This window comes from Pseudonocardia hydrocarbonoxydans (genome assembly GCF_006539565.1).
GTDB lineage: Bacteria > Actinomycetota > Actinomycetes > Mycobacteriales > Pseudonocardiaceae > Pseudonocardia > Pseudonocardia hydrocarbonoxydans.
Genome location: NZ_BJNG01000015.1, coordinates 173,346 through 188,710 on the forward strand (window position 1 = coordinate 173,346; position 15,365 = coordinate 188,710).

The 15,365-nt window shown below is 76.8% G+C and carries 16 protein-coding genes; 11 read left to right on the plus strand and 5 right to left on the minus strand.

Annotated features, from left to right (window positions below; translation table 11 throughout):
• Window positions 1-6 precede the first annotated feature (6 nt).
• Complete coding sequence (locus PHY01_RS09145) at window positions 7-837, plus strand: protein kinase domain-containing protein (protein WP_218030073.1); 831 nt, start codon at window positions 7-9, stop codon at window positions 835-837.
• A 7-nt stretch (window positions 838-844) separates the two neighbouring features.
• On the opposite strand, the gene PHY01_RS27060 is transcribed toward PHY01_RS09145, so the two are convergent.
• From PHY01_RS27060 to PHY01_RS09160, 3 genes are all read right to left on the minus strand, one after another.
• Entirely contained in the window at window positions 845-2,566 is a 1,722-nt protein-coding gene (locus tag PHY01_RS27060; protein ID WP_141278253.1) for a serine/threonine-protein kinase, read from the minus strand.
• Between the two features lie 77 nt (window positions 2,567-2,643).
• Window positions 2,644-3,768 (minus strand): DUF8017 domain-containing protein, encoded by a 1,125-nt coding sequence (locus tag PHY01_RS27920; protein ID WP_141278115.1) that lies wholly within the window; start codon window positions 3,766-3,768, stop codon window positions 2,644-2,646.
• A gap of 31 nt (window positions 3,769-3,799) precedes the next feature.
• Window positions 3,800-4,210: a secondary thiamine-phosphate synthase enzyme YjbQ gene (locus PHY01_RS09160; protein WP_141278116.1), complete on the minus strand. Its 411-nt coding sequence runs from the start codon at window positions 4,208-4,210 to the stop codon at window positions 3,800-3,802.
• 37 nt (window positions 4,211-4,247) lie between these two features.
• On the opposite strand from PHY01_RS09160, the gene PHY01_RS09165 reads away from it, so the two are divergent.
• Window positions 4,248-5,258, plus strand: coding sequence for an aminotransferase class V-fold PLP-dependent enzyme (locus PHY01_RS09165; protein ID WP_141278117.1), 1,011 nt, complete (start codon window positions 4,248-4,250; stop codon window positions 5,256-5,258).
• 9 nt (window positions 5,259-5,267) lie between these two features.
• On the opposite strand, the gene PHY01_RS09170 is transcribed toward PHY01_RS09165, so the two are convergent.
• Window positions 5,268-5,708: a DUF4439 domain-containing protein gene (locus PHY01_RS09170; protein WP_141278118.1), complete on the minus strand. Its 441-nt coding sequence runs from the start codon at window positions 5,706-5,708 to the stop codon at window positions 5,268-5,270.
• Window positions 5,705-6,217: a hypothetical protein gene (locus PHY01_RS09175; RefSeq protein WP_141278119.1), complete on the minus strand. Its 513-nt coding sequence runs from the start codon at window positions 6,215-6,217 to the stop codon at window positions 5,705-5,707. Before PHY01_RS09175 ends, PHY01_RS09170 begins: the two co-directional genes overlap by 4 nt.
• A gap of 187 nt (window positions 6,218-6,404) precedes the next feature.
• On the opposite strand from PHY01_RS09175, the gene rimP reads away from it, so the two are divergent.
• The 9 genes from rimP to PHY01_RS09220 all read left to right on the plus strand — a co-directional run bounded on the left by rimP (window position 6,405) and on the right by PHY01_RS09220 (window position 15,358).
• Window positions 6,405-6,953, plus strand: a complete 549-nt coding sequence (rimP, locus tag PHY01_RS09180; RefSeq protein ID WP_141278120.1) for a ribosome maturation factor RimP — start codon at window positions 6,405-6,407, stop codon at window positions 6,951-6,953.
• The gene (gene nusA, locus PHY01_RS09185) at window positions 6,950-7,987 is read left to right on the plus strand and encodes a transcription termination factor NusA (protein WP_141278121.1); all 1,038 of its coding nucleotides are present in this window, start codon (window positions 6,950-6,952) and stop codon (window positions 7,985-7,987) included. Before rimP ends, nusA begins: the two co-directional genes overlap by 4 nt.
• A gap of 92 nt (window positions 7,988-8,079) precedes the next feature.
• Window positions 8,080-8,388, plus strand: a complete 309-nt coding sequence (locus PHY01_RS09190) for a YlxR family protein (protein WP_246085797.1) — start codon at window positions 8,080-8,082, stop codon at window positions 8,386-8,388.
• A gap of 93 nt (window positions 8,389-8,481) precedes the next feature.
• Window positions 8,482-11,508 carry a translation initiation factor IF-2 gene (infB, locus tag PHY01_RS09195; RefSeq protein WP_141278122.1) on the plus strand — a complete coding sequence of 1,009 codons (3,027 nt, stop codon included), beginning with the start codon at window positions 8,482-8,484 and terminating at the stop codon, window positions 11,506-11,508.
• Window positions 11,509-11,560: 52 nt separating this feature from the next.
• Entirely contained in the window at window positions 11,561-11,854 is a 294-nt protein-coding gene (locus PHY01_RS09200; RefSeq protein ID WP_141278123.1) for a DUF503 domain-containing protein, read from the plus strand.
• 14 nt (window positions 11,855-11,868) lie between these two features.
• The gene (gene rbfA, locus PHY01_RS09205; RefSeq protein WP_141278124.1) at window positions 11,869-12,318 is read left to right on the plus strand and encodes a 30S ribosome-binding factor RbfA; all 450 of its coding nucleotides are present in this window, start codon (window positions 11,869-11,871) and stop codon (window positions 12,316-12,318) included.
• A gap of 113 nt (window positions 12,319-12,431) precedes the next feature.
• The gene (locus PHY01_RS09210; protein WP_141278125.1) at window positions 12,432-13,415 is read left to right on the plus strand and encodes a DHH family phosphoesterase; all 984 of its coding nucleotides are present in this window, start codon (window positions 12,432-12,434) and stop codon (window positions 13,413-13,415) included.
• A 16-nt stretch (window positions 13,416-13,431) separates the two neighbouring features.
• Window positions 13,432-14,049: a class I SAM-dependent methyltransferase gene (locus PHY01_RS09215; RefSeq protein ID WP_307723955.1), complete on the plus strand. Its 618-nt coding sequence runs from the start codon at window positions 13,432-13,434 to the stop codon at window positions 14,047-14,049.
• On the plus strand, window positions 14,042-15,358 hold the full coding sequence (locus PHY01_RS09220) for an MATE family efflux transporter (RefSeq protein ID WP_141278126.1): 1,317 nt from the start codon (window positions 14,042-14,044) through the stop codon (window positions 15,356-15,358). The genes PHY01_RS09215 and PHY01_RS09220 overlap by 8 nt, the downstream gene beginning before the upstream one ends.
• The last annotated feature ends 7 nt before the right edge of the window (window positions 15,359-15,365 follow it).

The window sequence follows — 15,365 nt, forward strand, 5'->3', positions numbered from 1 at the left end:
AGCGGCGTGGACGCTGCGCTGACGGCCCCCACCGCGGTGGCCGACTACGAGATCGTGCGGTTGCTCGGCGAGGGCAACCACGGGCGCTACTACCTCGCCCGGCCGCCCGCCCGGCTCGGGCTGTCCGAGGAGTACGTGGCGCTCAAGGTGTTCGGCGACCGCGTGGGGGAGCAGGCCTACGAGCGCGGCGTGCGGGAGCTGCGCGCGTTCGCCGCGGTGCGCTCGCCCTACCTGGTGCGGGTGTTCGACGCCGTGCTCGAGGACAGCTTCGTCTACGCGATGGAGTACTTCCCGCTGGGCTCGCTCGCGGCTCCGGCCGGGCCGGTCGACCGCGCCACCGCCGTCCTGGCCCTGGAGCACGCCGCCCGGGCCGCGCACGCGCTGCACGAGGCGGGGCTCGCCCACGGCGACGTCAAACCGGCCAACGTCCTGCTCGCCGGTGACGCCGGGGGCACGCCGGTCGGCGGCAGGCTCTCCGACCTGGGGCTGGCGCGCCACCTCAGCCCCGGCTCCACGCTGACCGGCATGGGCCGCGCCAGCTCCGTGGAGTTCACCGACCCCGACCTGCTCGCGGGCGCCCGGCCGTCGCGGCGCACGGAGGTGTGGGCGCTGGGCGCCACGATCCACCGCGTGCTCGCCGGCACCGGCCTGTTCGGCGAGCTGCCCGACACCCAGCCGCTGCTGGCGATCCGCAAGGTGCTCTCCGGCGAGCCGGTGGTGCACGCCGGGCTCGCGCCCGCCGACGCCGAGCTGGTGCGGGCGTGCCTGGCCGAGGGGTCCGGGCGGCTGGCCACCGCCGAGCAGGTGGCCGACCGGCTGGCCGGGCTGCCGGGGTGAGCGGCGGTCAGAGGAACCCGCCGGAGAACCACCAGTCGTAGAGCACGGCGGTGTCGCCGTCGGAGCGGGTGACGACGGCGCGGGTGCGGTTGCGCGGGTCGGTCCAGTCGATCGTGGCGCCGGCGCCGGCGCCGGCCTCGGCGAAGCAGGACAGGGCACCGCCGTCGCGGTTGCGGTTCCAGCGGCCGGTCGTGGCGGTCCCGTCGCGGCAGGCGGCGATCTCGCCCTCGGCCAGGCCGCGGTCCGCCGCGTCGGCGGCGTGGTCGGAGGCGAGGGCGCCCACGTCGCGGTAGTGCACGAACGACGCCGTGCCGGGGCCGTTGGGCGGGCCGTCGGTGCAGCTCAGGGCGGCGTCGACGGTGGCGGTCTCCCGGTCGGGCGCGGGGGCGCAGTTGGCCGCGGAGAACCCGATCGGCAGCACGGCGACCAGCGAGCGCTGCGCGGGCGTCAGGTCGTCGGGCGGCGGTGCGGGGGGAGCCGGACGCAGCAGCACCGCGGCCGCGACGGCCACCGCCAGCAGCACGGCGCCACCGGCCAGGAACGGCCAGCGCCTCCGCCGCGGCGCGGGCGGGACGGGCGGCGGGGCCGGGGGCAACGGCATCCGCGCGGCCGGGCCGGGGCGGCGGGGGGCCGCACCCAGCGGGGTGGTCGCCTCCGCGCCCCACACCGGGCCCTGGCGGGTGCGCGGGACGGGCGGCGGTTCGGCGGCACGCTGTGGCGCCCGGGCCCGGCGGGCCGCCCGCTCCAGGGCCGCACGGTCGATGAGCATCGCGCGGTCGGCGGGCAGGTCGGCGGGGCCGCCGGGCACCACGGTCGGGTCGCCGGGGGCCACCGGGCCCACGGAGGCCACGGGGACGGCGGGTCGGGCCGGCTCGGGTCGGGCCAGCCCGGCGACCGTCGGGGAGCCCTCCAGCGCCCGGCGCGCGGCCAGCGCGAACGCCCCGGCGGTGGGGAAGCGGCGTGTCGGGTCCTTCGCCATCCCCTGCGCGACGACGTCGTCGATCGCGGCGGGCGCGGCGATCCGGTGCTGCGACGGTCGCGGCGGCGGGGTGCGCAGGTGCGCCCGCATGATCGCCGGCAGGCCCTCGACCGGGAACGGCTTCTCCCCGGTCAGGCACTCGTGCAGGACGCAGGCCAGCGCGTACACGTCGGTGCGGCCGTCGACGGGCTGCTCCAGGAAGCGCTCGGGCGCCATGTAGTCGAGCGTGCCGACGGCCGTGCCCGCGCGGGTGATCCCGGCGCCGGTGGTGTCGCTGGTCAGGGAGCGGGCGATGCCGAAGTCGACGAGGTAGGCGAAGTCCTCGCCGTCCTCGTTCGCCGCCAGCAGCACGTTGGACGGCTTGACGTCGCGGTGGACGAGTCCGGACCGGTGGGCGCTGTCCAGGGCCCGCGCCACCTGGGAGAGCACCGCGACCGTCCGGGCGGGCGACAACCGCCCGGAGCGGTCCAGCAGCTCGCCCAGGTCCTCGCCCTCCACCAGGCGCATGTCCAGGTAGAGGCGACCGTCGATGTCGCCCCAGTTGTGGATGGGGATGACGTGCGGGTCGGTCAGCCGGGCCGTCACCCGCGACTCCCGCAGGAAGCGCCGCCGGAACTCCTCGTCCTCGCCGAGGTCGGCGTGCAGCAGCTTCAGGGCGACCGTGCGGTCCTGCTCGACGTGGTAGGCGCGGTGGACCTCGCCCATCCCGCCGCTGCCGAGCAGCCCGTCGAGCCGGTACGGCCCGAACATCTCCGCCACGCCCTCCGCTCCCCTCGCCGATGCCCCCCGAGTATCGACCGTCCGGGTGCCCGGCGTCGGGCGCGGGGTCAGATCGTGGGCAGCCGCGCGCTGGCCAGCACCGCGTCGAGGGTGGCGCGGTCGGCGACCGGGGGCGCGTCCGCCGGGCCGCCCGCGGTGTCGCCGTTGACGACGAGCACCGCGGTGCCCGGCGAGCCGTCGGGCCCGGCCGCCGGCACGGCGAGCAGCAGCACCGTGCCGGAGGTGGCGAGACAACCGTCGTCGGCGGGGGTGCGCGAGGTGGCCTCCACGAGCCGGCCCGGCACCCCGCCGACGTCGAACGGGCGGGCGTCGGAGACCCGGACCTCGGGGAGGGCGCCGTCGGCGGTGCTGTAGAACGCCGACCCGGTCTCGCGGGCGAAGGCCGCCGCCACCGCGGCCGCCGGTCGCTCGCCGGGGACGAACGCGCTCGCCACCAGTCCGCGCAGGTACCGGCCGCCGCCGCACTCGTAGGCGGGGCCCTCCACGCGGCCCTCCAGCGGGGCACCGAGCACCGAACCGGGGCTCGCCGAGTCCTGCCAGCCCGGCGGCACGGCGTAGGTGAGGACGGAGGTGGAGACCGGCCGGAAGTCGGCGGGGACCACCGGGCCACCGGAGGTGCGGGTCACCAGCAGGTAGCCGCCGACGCCGAGCGCGGCCAGCAGCAGGACCCCGACCGCGATCAGCGCGACCAGCCGTCCGCGCCGGGCCGGGGGCGGCGGGGGCGGGCCCCAGCCCGGGTACGGGCCCCCCGGCGGCGGGCCCCACGGGGCGCCCACCTGCGTCGGGGGGCCGGCGCCCCACGGGGGCGGGCCGGGTGCCCACTGCTGCTGCGGTGGCGGCGCCCAGCCCGGGGGTGGCGGCGCCCACCCGACGCGGGTCTCCGCCCCACCGGGCGGCGGCCCCGGGACGGGCGGCGGCGGCCAGCCGCCCACGACGGTCGGGTCGGCGGGAGCCGCGGGCCGGCCCGGCGGGGGACCGGGGGGTTCGCCCGACCAGCCCGACTCCGACCAGCCCGATCCCGGCCCACCCGGCCGGGCGCCGGGGAACGGGGCGTCCCGGGGCGGGCCGGCGATCGAGGTGACGTCCGGATCGGGGTACGCGCCGGGCCCGTCGGTCCGGCCACGCGTCGCGTCCGGACCCTCGTCCGGCGAGCCCCCCTGCGGCGTCGTCACGGTTCGCGACTCTAGGACACCGGGCGGCCGGTCAGCCCGCCAGGAACGACAGGCGGACCGAGCGCACCGGGTTGTCGGTGTTGGTGTCGACCAGGCACACCGACTGCCACGTACCCAGCGCCGGCCGCCCGCCGAGCACCGGGACGGTCATGGACGGGGCGACGATCCCGGGCAGGACGTGGTCGCGCCCGTGGCCCGCGCTGCCGTGCCGGTGCCCCCACCGGTCGTCGGCGGGCAGCAGGTCGCGCAGGGCCGCGAGCAGGTCGGTGTCGCTGCCCGCCCCGGTCTCGATCACCGCGATCCCTGCCGTGGCGTGCGGCACCCACACGTGCAGCAGGCCGTCCCCGCCGTCGCCCGCGGCGAGGAAGGCGTCGATCTGCGCGGTGAGGTCGACCACGGCCTCCCGGTCGCCGGTCCGGATCTCGATCACGTCGCTGCGCACGGGCCCAGCCTCGCACGCGGGCGCTAGCGTCGCCGGGGTGCGCAACGCCTTCGGTCGCCGGTTCGACGTGCCCGACACCTACCTCAACACCGCGAGCATCGGGATCCCGCCCGACGACGCCGCCGACGCCGTCGCCGACGCGGTGCGGGCGTGGCGCACCGGGGCCGGGCGTCCCGCCGACTTCGACGCCCCCGTCGCCACCGCCCGGGCCGCCTGGGCACGGCTGGTGGGGGTGCCGGTCGGGCGGGTGGCGATCGGGGCGACGGTGTCCGGGCTGCTCTCGACGGTGGCCGCCGCCCTGCCGCCGCGCTCGCGGGTCCTCGTCGCCGCGGGGGAGTTCACCAGCGTCACCTGGCCGTTCGCGGCCCGCGGCCACGAGCTGACCGAGGTCCCGCTCGACGGGATCGGCGCCCGGGCCGCGGAGTTCGACGCCGTCGCCGTCTCGGTGGTGCAGTCGGCGGACGGCCGGATCGTCGACCTCGACGCGCTGCGCGCCGCCCGCGCGTCGGGCACCCGCGTCGTGCTGGACACCACGCAGGCCACCGGCTGGCTCGACGCCGACCTCGGCTGGGCCGACGCGGTCGCCTGCGGGGCCTACAAGTGGCTGCTCAGCCCGCGCGGGGCGGCGTGGCTCGCGGTGCACCCGGGCTGGGACCCGCCCGCGGAGCAGGCCGGCTGGTTCGCCGGCGAGCAGGTCTGGGACAGCGTCTACGGCCTGCCGCTGCGCCTGGCGGCCGGAGCGCGGTCCCTCGACACCTCCCCGGCCTGGCTCAGCCACGTCGGCGCCGCCGTCGCCCTGCCGTGGCTGGCCGGGCTCGACCGGGCCGCCGTGCACGCCCACTGCACCGGCCTGGCCGACGCCCTGCGCGCCGGGCTGGGGATGGAGCCCGCCGGGTCGGCGATCGTCGCGGTGCGCACACCCGACGCCCAGCGGCGGCTCGACGCCGCGGGCGTGGTCGGTGCCGCCCGGGCCGGTGCCGCCCGGCTGGCCTTCCACCTCTACAACACCCGCGCCGACGTCGACGCCGCCCTGGAGGCCCTCACCTGAGGGCCGGAGTCAGAGGCCGGGGAAGACCGGGATGGCCGGCGGGCTGCCGACCACGACCCGCCACCGGGCGCAGCGCAGCGTGCCCTCGGTGAGGGCGTCGAGGGCGGCCTGCCGCAGCGGGCGGTCGGTGGTGCGCTCCAGCACCGACCGCCAGGCGCCGAGCGCGTCGGTCTCCGCGACGACCGCGAGCGCGGCCGCCGACGCGGCGTCGACCACCGGCTGCGGGGTGGCGTAGGACGGCTGCGCCGACACCGCCCGGGCACCGATCTGCGACAGCGTCGTCTCCACCGCGGCCCGCAGCGTGCGGTGCGCCTCGGCGTCGTCGCGGGCCTGCGCCCGCTCCGCCGGGTCGAGGAACGCCACCGCGAGGCCGTAGCTCCACAGCGCGGCGTGCTCGGCGGCGAGCGCGGCCTGCAGGGCGTCGGTGGCCCCCTCGTCGATGACGCTCACCCGAGCACCGCCGCGTAGGTCGCGCAGCAGGCCGACACCGACGCGACCAGCCCGGCGCGCTCGACCGGCAGGTCCAGCGCCGCCCCGGCCGCGGCGGCCGCGGAGGCCTCGACCGCGGAGCGCAGGGCGGGCAGCCCGGCATCGGCCGGGACGGGCGGCCCGGCGGGTGCCGGGGCCGGGGCGGAGGCCGGGGCGGGGTCGCCGGCCTGCCGGGCGACCTCCGCGTCGAGGGCGGCGGCGTGCGCGGTGCGCGCGTCGCGCAACGGGTCGACGCGCTCGGCGAGGCCCGGCTCGGCGGCCACGACGGCCGCGGCGAGCGCGGCGTCGGCGCGGGCGGCGTCGGCGAGGGCGACCAGCGGGTCGGGCCCGTCGTCGGCCATCGCCGAGCAGCCCGGGAGCGCGACGAGCACGACCGGCGCGAGGGCCAGTCCGGTGAGCACCCGGCGGCGCGACAGGGCACCGGGAGCCGGATCGGGGCCGGTGACGTCCGGCACCAGCCCTCGTGGCACGACCCCTCCTCGCCCCCCGGCGCCGCGTCGGCGCCGGACGGCCGCCCATCCTGCCAGGCGCCGCGGCGGGCCCCGCCGCCGGAGCGCGCGGGGCCGGGGCACCCCGTGCGGCGCGCTACCCTTGCTGGCCCGTCCGGCGCGGCCGACGGGGCCGCCGACCACGAGCCACCGACGTTCAGGAGACCGCATGTCCACCCACCGGCCCGCGCAGCAGGGCACCCCGCTGCACGGCGTGCTGGAGCCCGTCGTCGTCTCGGCGGGGTTCGAGCTCGACGAGCTCGACGTCCACACCGTGGGCAGGCGGCACACCGTCCGGCTCGTGGTGGACGCCGACGCCGGTGTGGGGCTCGACGACATCGCGCGGGTCTCCCGTGCGGCGTCGGCGGAGCTGGAGCTGCACGAGGACCTGATCCCGGGCTCCTACACCCTGGAGGTCACCTCCCCGGGGGTCGACCGGCCGCTGACGCTGCCCCGGCACTGGCGGCGCAACCGGCTGCGGCAGGTGCTCGTGCGGCTGGCCACCGGCGACACGCTGACCGCCCGCGTCGGCGACGCCGGTGAGGACTCCGTCGCGCTGCTGGTCGACGGCAGGCTCCGGGACGTGCGCTACGCCGACGTGGCCCACGCGGCCGTGCAGGTCGAGTTCCGCAGGCCCCCGGCCGCGGAGCTGCGCGCGCTCGGCGCCGACGAGGACACCACCGACGACGACACAACTGAAGACGAGGACGACTCATGAACGTCGACATCGCGGCTCTGCGCGCCATCGAGCGCGACAAGGACATCCCGTTCGAGACGGTGATCGACGCCATCGAGACCGCGCTGCTCACGGCCTACAAGCACACCGACGGTCACGAGGCGCACGCCCGCGTCGACATCGACCGCAAGTCCGGCCTGGTCCGCGTCATGGCCCAGGAGCTGGGCGAGGACGGTGTGGTCGACCGGGAGTGGGACGACACCCCCGAGGGTTTCGGTCGTATCGCCGCCACCACCGCCCGCCAGGTCATCCTGCAGCGGCTGCGCGACGCCGAGCACGAGCGCACCTACGGCGAGTTCGCCACCAAGGAGGGCGAGATCGTCGCGGGGGTCGTGCAGCGCGACGCCCGCGCCAACGCCCGCGGTGTGGTGATCGTCTCCCTGGGCGGCCAGACCGAGGGCGTGCTGCCCGCGGCCGAGCAGGTGCCGGGCGAGGCCTACGCGCACGGCGAGCGGATCCGGTGCTACGTCGTGGGTGTGACGCGCGGAATGCGCGGCACCCAGATCACGTTGAGCCGCACGCATCCCAACCTGGTGCGCAAGCTGTTCGCCTTCGAGGTGCCCGAGTTGGCCGACGGCACGGTGGAGATCGTCGCCGTGGCCCGCGAGGCGGGGCACCGCTCGAAGATCGCGGTGCGCTCCACCGTCGCCGGGGTCAACCCCAAGGGCAGCTGCATCGGGCCGATGGGCCAACGGGTGCGCGGCGTGATGAGCGAGCTGGCCGGAGAGAAGATCGACATCATCGACTGGGACGAGGACCCGGCCACGTTCGTGGGCAACGCGCTGTCGCCGTCGAAGGTGGTGTCGGTCAAGGTGATCGACGAGGCCACGCGGTCCGCGCAGGTCGTCGTCCCGGACTTCCAGCTCTCCCTGGCCATCGGCAAGGAGGGGCAGAACGCCCGGCTGGCCGCCCGGCTCACCGGGTGGCGGATCGACATCCGCAGCGACGCCGACCCGCGTGTGGTCGGCGACGGGGCGGCGCGGCAGGCCGGGTCCGAGTCGGAGTCGGTCGGCTGACCGGCTCCCGTCGTGGCAGCCGCCCGGGGGGCGGTGGGCTACACTCGGCCACGGTCCACGATCCGGGCCCGGCTCCCGCACGACGCACTCCGGTGCGCACCTGTGTCGGATGCCGGACGCGGGCGGGGGCCGACGATCTGCTGCGGGTCGTCGCGGAGGACGGGATGCTGATCCCGGACCCGCGCCGACGGCTCCCCGGCCGAGGTGCCTGGCTGCACCCCGATCCGGAGTGCCTCCACCGTGCCGAGCGGCGCTCGGCGTTCCCACGGGCGTTGCGCGTCCCGGGGCCGCTGGACACCGCCGGGGTCCGGGCGCATCTCCACCGCGCCGGGGCAGAGGTCAACGGGGTTCGGGACACACCCGGATCCGTCATCGAGGAGAGCAAGGTCGACCCGTCATGAGCCAGTCGTGAAGATCGCACCATGAACGTGCTTCGACACTAGGTTCGAGGTCGAGCGGGACCAGCCGCCGGCCTCCGAGAAACAAGGAGTGCAGTGGCAGGCAAGGCCCGTGTGCACGAGCTCGCGAAAGAGCTCGGCATCTCCAGCAAGCAGGTCCTCAGCAAGCTGCAGGACCTCGGCGAGTACGTGAAGTCGCCGTCCTCCACCGTCGAGGCGCCGGTCGCCCGCAAGCTGCGGGAGTCGGTGTCCGGCGGAGGCGGCGGTGGCGGCCGCCCGCGCGGCGGCCCGGCCGCCCCGTCGGCCGTCCCCGGCCCGCCCCGTTCCGGTGGCGTGCCCGGGCCCCGGCCCGGCCCGCGACCCGCCGCACCGGCGGCGCCCGCGGCCCCCGCCGCGCCCGCCACCCCGGCGGCTCCCGCCGCACCGGCGGCGGAGAGCGCCCCCACCACCCCGGCCGCACCCCGTCCGGGTGGCGCCGGCCCGCGTCCCGGCCCCCGGCCCGGCCCGGCCGCGACGCCGGAGCCGATCCGGTCCGAGTCCCCCGTCGCCGGGAACACCCCGGCGCCGCCCGCGGCCCGGCCCGGGCCGCAGGCCCGCCCGGAGCGGGCCCGCCCCGCCGAGCAGCGACCGGCCGCGGCCGACGCCGGTTCCGCCGTCGTCCCGCCCAAGCCGTCCGGCCCGCGTCCGGGCCCGCGCACGCCGCGCGTCGGCAACAACCCGTTCGGCGTCGGGTCCGGGGCACCGCCCCGCCCGGCCGCACCGCGTCCCGGCCCGCCCGCCCAGGGCGACCGGCCGGCGGCCGCGGGTCCGCCCGCACAGGGTGAGCGACCGGCCCCCGGCCAGGGCGGTCCCCGTCCCGGTGCTCCCGGTCAGGGCGGTCCCCGTCCCGGTGGTCCGCGTCCCGGCGGCCCGCGCCCGCCCAGCCCGGGCAACATGCCCCCGCGCCCGAACCCCGGCATGATGCCGGCGCGTCCGGCCGGTGGGCGCCCGGCGCCCGGTGGCCGTGGTGGTCCCGGCGGCCGACCCGGTGGTCCGGGCGGACGTCCGGGTGGTCCCGGCGGTCGTCCCGGTGGTCCCGGCGGCGGTGGCGGTTTCCGTCCCGGCGGCGGTGGCCCCGGTGGCGGTGCCCCCGCGGGCGGTGGCTTCCGCGGTGGACCCGGTGGCGGCGGTGGCCGTCCCGGTGGCCCGCGCGGTCGCGGCGGTGCCGCGGGTGCGTTCGGCCGTCCCGGTGGGCCGGTGCGCAAGGGGCGCAAGTCCAAGCGCGCGAAGCGCCAGGAGTTCGAGTCGATGCAGGCCCCGTCGGCCGGCGGCGTCCGCCTGCCCCGGGGCAACGGCGAGACGATCAAGCTCGCCCGCGGCGCGTCGCTGACCGACTTCGCGGACAAGATCGGCGCCAACCCGGCGTCGCTCGTGCAGGTGCTGTTCCACCTCGGTGAGATGGTCACCAACACGCAGTCGGTGTCCGACGAGATCCTCGAGCTGCTCGGCAGCGAGATGAACTACGTCGTGCAGGTCGTCAGCCCCGAGGAGGAGGACCGCGAGCTGCTCGACAGCTTCTCCATCTCCTACGGCGAGGACGCGGGCGGGGAGGACGACCTGGTCGTCCGGCCGCCGGTCGTCACCGTCATGGGTCACGTCGACCACGGCAAGACGCGCCTGCTCGACACGATCCGCAAGGAGAACGTGATGGGCGGGGAGGCCGGTGGCATCACCCAGCACATCGGCGCCTACCAGGTCGTCACCGAGCTGGAGGGCTACGAGCGCCCGATCACCTTCATCGACACCCCGGGTCACGAGGCGTTCACCGCCATGCGTGCCCGTGGCGCGAAGTCCACGGACATCGCGGTGATCGTGGTCGCCGCCGACGACGGCGTCATGCCGCAGACGGTGGAGGCCATCAACCACGCCCAGGCGGCCGACGTGCCGGTGGTCGTGGCGGTCAACAAGATCGACAAGGAGGGCGCGAACCCGGACAAGATCCGGCAGCAGCTCACCGAGTACAACCTGGTGGCCGAGGAGTACGGCGGCGACACGATGTTCGTCGACATCTCCGCCAAGCAGGGCACCAACATCGACCAGCTGCTCGAGGCGATCCTGCTCACCGCGGACGCCTCGCTGGACCTGCGGGCCAACCCGAACATGGAGGCCCAGGGCGTCGCGATCGAGGCCCACCTCGACCGCGGCCGCGGCCCGGTGGCCACGGTGCTGGTGCAGCGCGGCACGCTGCGCGTCGGCGACTCGATCGTCGCGGGCGACGCCTCCGGGCGCGTCCGGCGGATGTTCGACGAGCACGGCGAGGACATCACCGAGGCCTACCCGTCGCGCCCCGTCGCGGTGGTCGGCTTCACCTCGGTGCCCGGCGCGGGCGACACGTTCCTCGTCGTCGACGAGGACCGCGTGGCCCGGCAGATCGCCGACCGCCGGCGGGCGCGCGAGCGCAACGCCGAGCTGGCGAGCCGTCGCAAGCGCGTGTCGCTCGAGGACCTCGACGCCGCGCTGAAGGAGACCAACCAGCTCAACCTGATCATCAAGGGTGACAACTCGGGAACCGTCGAGGCTCTCGAGGACGCGCTCATGAAGATCGAGGTCGGCGACGACGTCGAGCTGCGCGTGATCCACCGCGGTGTCGGTGGCATCACCGAGGGCGACATCAACCTCGCCATCGCCGACAACGTCATCGTCCTGGGCTTCAACGTCCGGGCCGAGGGCAAGGCGACCGAGCTGGCCAACCGCGAGGGCGTGGAGATCCGGTACTACTCCGTGATCTACCAGGCGATCGACGAGATCGAGCAGGCTCTCAAGGGCATGCTCAAGCCCGAGTACGAGGAGGCCGTCCTCGGCCACGCGGAGGTCCGCCAGGTCTTCCGTTCCTCGCGCTTCGGCTCGATCGCCGGCTGCCTGGTGATGGACGGGATCATCCGTCGCAACGCCAAGGCCCGGTTGCTGCGCGACAGTGTCGTCGTGGCCGAGAACCTGTCCATCAACTCGCTGCGGCGGGTCAAGGACGACGTGGTCGAGGTCCGCGAGGGCTTCGAGTGCGGTCTTACGCTCGGCAACTTCAACGACATCAAGGACGGCGACATGATCGAGACCTACGAGCTGCGCGAGAAGCCACGCGCGTAGCCGGTCACGGGGTGCGGGCGCAGGCCCGCACCCCGGTCTCGCCGGAGGTGGGATGTACGTCGGTGCGGTCGAGTTCGACGTCCTGCTCGGGGACGTCCACTCGCTGAAGGAGAAGCGCTCGCTGGTGCGGCCCCTGGTGGCCGAGCTGCGGCGCCGGTTCGAGGTGGCCGCCGCGGAGGCGGGCCACCGGGACCTGCACCGGCGGGCGCTGATCGGCGTGTCCTGTGTGGCCGCCGACCACGACCACGTGGTCGAGGTGCTGGACCGGTGCGAGCGGCTCGTCGCCGCCCGCCCGGAGCTCGAACTGCTCGCGGCCCGGCACCGGATGCTCGGCCCCGAGGATTGAACAGGAGTGCGGACATGGTGGACCAGGCACGCGCCCGTCGGCTCGCGAAGCGGATCTCGCAGATCGTGGCCGGAGCGCTGGAGAGCGAGATCAAGGACCCGCGGCTGAAGCGGGTGACGATCACCGACACCCGCGTGACGGGCGACCTGCAGGAGGCCACGGTCTTCTACACCGTTCTCGGCGAGACCGTCGACGAGGACCCCGACACCGCGGGGGTCGCGGCCGCACTGGCCAGTGCCACGGGCGTGCTGCGCTCGAAGGTCGGCGCCGGCACCGGCGTGCGGCGCACCCCGTCGCTGACGTTCGTCGCCGACGTGGTTCCCGACGAGTCGCGCCGCATGGAGGAGCTGCTCGCCCGCACCCGCGAGTCCGACGCCGAGGTGGCGCGGCTCGCCGCGACGGCCCGGCCCGCCGGCGACCCCGATCCGTACCGCGTGCCGCGGGAGCGTGACGACGAGGAGTGACGACGGTGCGGGGGATCGACGTCACCGGTGCGTCGGGGCGTCGCAATGGGGTCGGATCGCCGGAACACGGCTACCCTCCGTCGTAACCCTGTTCCGATCTGGAGGGACCGTACGTGGTCGCCGACCCCGTCCGGGTGGCCGCCGCGCTGCTCGGGGACGCCTCTGACGTCACCCTGCTCGCGCACGTCCAGCCCGACGCCGACTCGCTGGGCAGCGCGCTCGCTCTGGGCATCACGCTGCGCAGGCGCGGGGTCGGGGTGCGGGTCTCGTTCGCGACGCCCGACGCCGTCCCCGAGACACTGCGCCCGCTCGACGTCCTGGGCCTGGTCGTGCCGCCCGAGGCGCTGCCGCGACGGCCGGCGCTGCTGGTGGTCTGCGACGCCGCGGAGCCGTCCCGCCTGGGCGACCTGCGCGGGCTGCTCGACACCGCGGGCACCACGGTGATGATCGACCACCACGCGTCCAACCCGGGGTTCGGCGACGTCCAGGTCCTCGACCCGGCGGCCGAGGCCACCGCCGTGCTCGCCCACGCGGTGATCCGCGCCATGGGCGCCCCGCCGGACGCCGACGTCGCCCGCTGCCTCTACGCGGGCCTGGTCACCGACACCCGCGGGTTCCGCACCGCGGGCGCGGGCGCCCACCGGATGGCGGCCGAGCTGATCGAGGCCGGGGTCGACGCGGAGGCGCTGGTCCGCCCGATCATGGACACCCACCCGCACGCCTGGCTCGCGGTACTCGGGTCCGCGCTCGGCCGGTGCGTGCTGGACCCGGCGGCGGCGGGTGGGCTCGGGCTGGCCTGGACCAGCGTCGGCGCGGCCGACGTCTCGCGGTTCCGGGTGGAGGAGGTCGACGGGGTCGTCGACGTCGTCCGCACCACCGCGGAGGCCGAGGTGGCGGCCGTCCTGAAGCAGGTGGGCGACCGGCGCTGGTCGGTGTCGCTGCGCTCGCACGGCTCCGTCGACGTGGCGGCGGCGGCCGGGCGGATCGGCGGCGGCGGGCACCGGGCCGCGGCCGGGGTGACGCTCGACGGGACCGAGGAGGACGTCCTGCGCCTGCTGCGCGGGGCGCTGGAGCCCGCCGTGCCGATCGCGGGCTGACGGTTACCGTGCACCGGTGAGTGCCGACGCCCCCGCCCCCCGCAGCTCCGACGCCCGCCGCGCCTTCCTGTCCGCGGCCCTGCGCCGCCCGGCCACGATGGGGGCGGTGGCGCCGAGCTCGGAACGGCTGGCCACGGTGCTGGCCTCGGTCGTGCCGCGCTCCGGAGCGCCGGTCGTCGTCGAGCTCGGGCCCGGCACGGGCGCGGTGAGCGCCGTGATCGCCCGCCGGCTCCCGCCCGGCGGGCGGCACCTCGCCGTCGAGCTGGACCCGGCGATGGTCGACTACCTGCGCCGCACCCGCCCCGGCCTGGAGGTCGTGCCCGGCGACGCCCGCGACCTGGGCAAGCTGCTGGCCGACCAGGGGGTCGACCACGTCGACGCGATCGTCTGCGGCCTGCCGTGGGCGCTGTTCGACGACGCCGCGCAGACCGCGGTGCTCACCGAGATCGGCCGCGCCATCGGCGACACCGGCGCGTTCACGACGTTCGCCTACGTGCAGGGCATGGCGCTGCCCGCGGCGCACCGCTTCCGGGCGCGCCTGCGCGGCGCGTTCGAGGAGGTGCTGGTCAGCGCCACGGTGTGGCGCAACGTGCCGCCCGCGTTCGTGTACGTGTGCCGCCGTCCCGTTGGCTGAACGGGTCCCGCTCCGCGAGGTCGTCCGCCTGGCCGCGCCCGCGCTGCCGGTGCTGGCGGCCGAGCCGCTGTACCTGCTCGTCGACACCGCGGTGGTCGGACGGCTCGGGGTGGTGCCGCTGGCCGGGCTGGCGATCGGGGGCGTGCTGTTCGCGCAGGTCACCAGCCAGCTGACCTTCCTGTCCTACGGCACCACGGCGCGCGCCGCGCGGCTGCACGGGGCGGGGCGCCGGGCCGACGCCGTCGCCGAGGGCGGGCAGGCGACCTGGCTCGCGCTCGCCGTCGGGACGGCCCTGCTCGTCGTCGGGCAGCTCGTCGCCGAACCGGTGGCCGCGTTCTTCTCCGGCAGCCGGGAGGCGGGCGACAGCGCGGTGGCCGACGCCGCCGTGTCCTGGCTGCGGATCGCGCTGTTCGGGGCGCCGCTGATCCTGGTGACGCTGGCGGGCAACGGCTGGATGCGCGGCGTGCAGGACACCGTCCGGCCGCTGCGCTACGTGCTGGCCGGCAACGGGCTCTCGGCGGTGCTGTGCCCGGTGCTGGTGCACGGCGTCGGCTGGGGGCTGCCCGGGTCGGCGGCGGCGAACGTCGCGGGGCAGGCGGTGGCCGCCGGGCTGTTCCTGGCGGCGTTGCGCCGCGAGGGCGGCCTGCGCCGCCCGGACCCGGCCACGATGCGCGCCCAGCTCGTGCTGGGCCGCGACCTCATCGCGCGCAGCCTCGCGTTCCAGGCGTGCTTCCTGTCCGCCGCCGCGGTGGCCGCGCGCTTCGGGGCGGCGTCGGTGGCCGCCCACCAGATCGTGCTGCAGCTGTGGTTCTTCATGACGCTGGTGCTCGACGCGGTGGCCATCGCGGCGCAGTCGCTGGTCGGGGCGGCGCTGGGGGCGGGGGGAGTGGCCAGGGCGCGGGCGCTGGCCGGTCAGGTCACCCGTTACGGGCTGGTGCTCGGCGTCGGCTTCGGGGTGCTGTTCGCGGCGCTGGTCGGGGTACTGCCGCCGGTGTTCACCGGCGACGCCGCCGTGCTCGCGCTGGTGCCCGTCGCCTGGTGGTTCTTCGTGGCGATGCAGCCGGTGGCCGGGGTGGTCTTCGCCCTGGACGGCGTGCTGCTGGGTGCGGGGGACGCGGCGTTCCTGCGCACCACGACCCTCGCGGCGGCGGTACTGGGCTTCCTGCCGCTGATCTGGGCGTCGCTGGTGTTCGGCTGGGGGCTGGTCGGGATCTGGACCGGGCTGTCGGTGTTCATGGCGGCGCGGCTGGTGGCGGTCGGGGTGCGGGCCCACCGGGGCCGGTGGGCGGTGCCGGGCGCGGTGCGCTGACGCCGGG

Coding starts and splice junctions, on each gene's coding strand:
- PHY01_RS27060 (WP_141278253.1), bottom strand. CDS start 2,566: ATGTTCGGGCCGTACCGGCTCGACGGGCTGCTCGGCAGCGGCGGGATG.
- rimP (WP_141278120.1), top strand. CDS start 6,405: ATGTCCACCCACCGGCCCGCGCAGCAGGGCACCCCGCTGCACGGCGTG.
- nusA (WP_141278121.1), top strand. CDS start 6,950: ATGAACGTCGACATCGCGGCTCTGCGCGCCATCGAGCGCGACAAGGAC.
- PHY01_RS09200 (WP_141278123.1), top strand. CDS start 11,561: ATGTACGTCGGTGCGGTCGAGTTCGACGTCCTGCTCGGGGACGTCCAC.
- rbfA (WP_141278124.1), top strand. CDS start 11,869: ATGGTGGACCAGGCACGCGCCCGTCGGCTCGCGAAGCGGATCTCGCAG.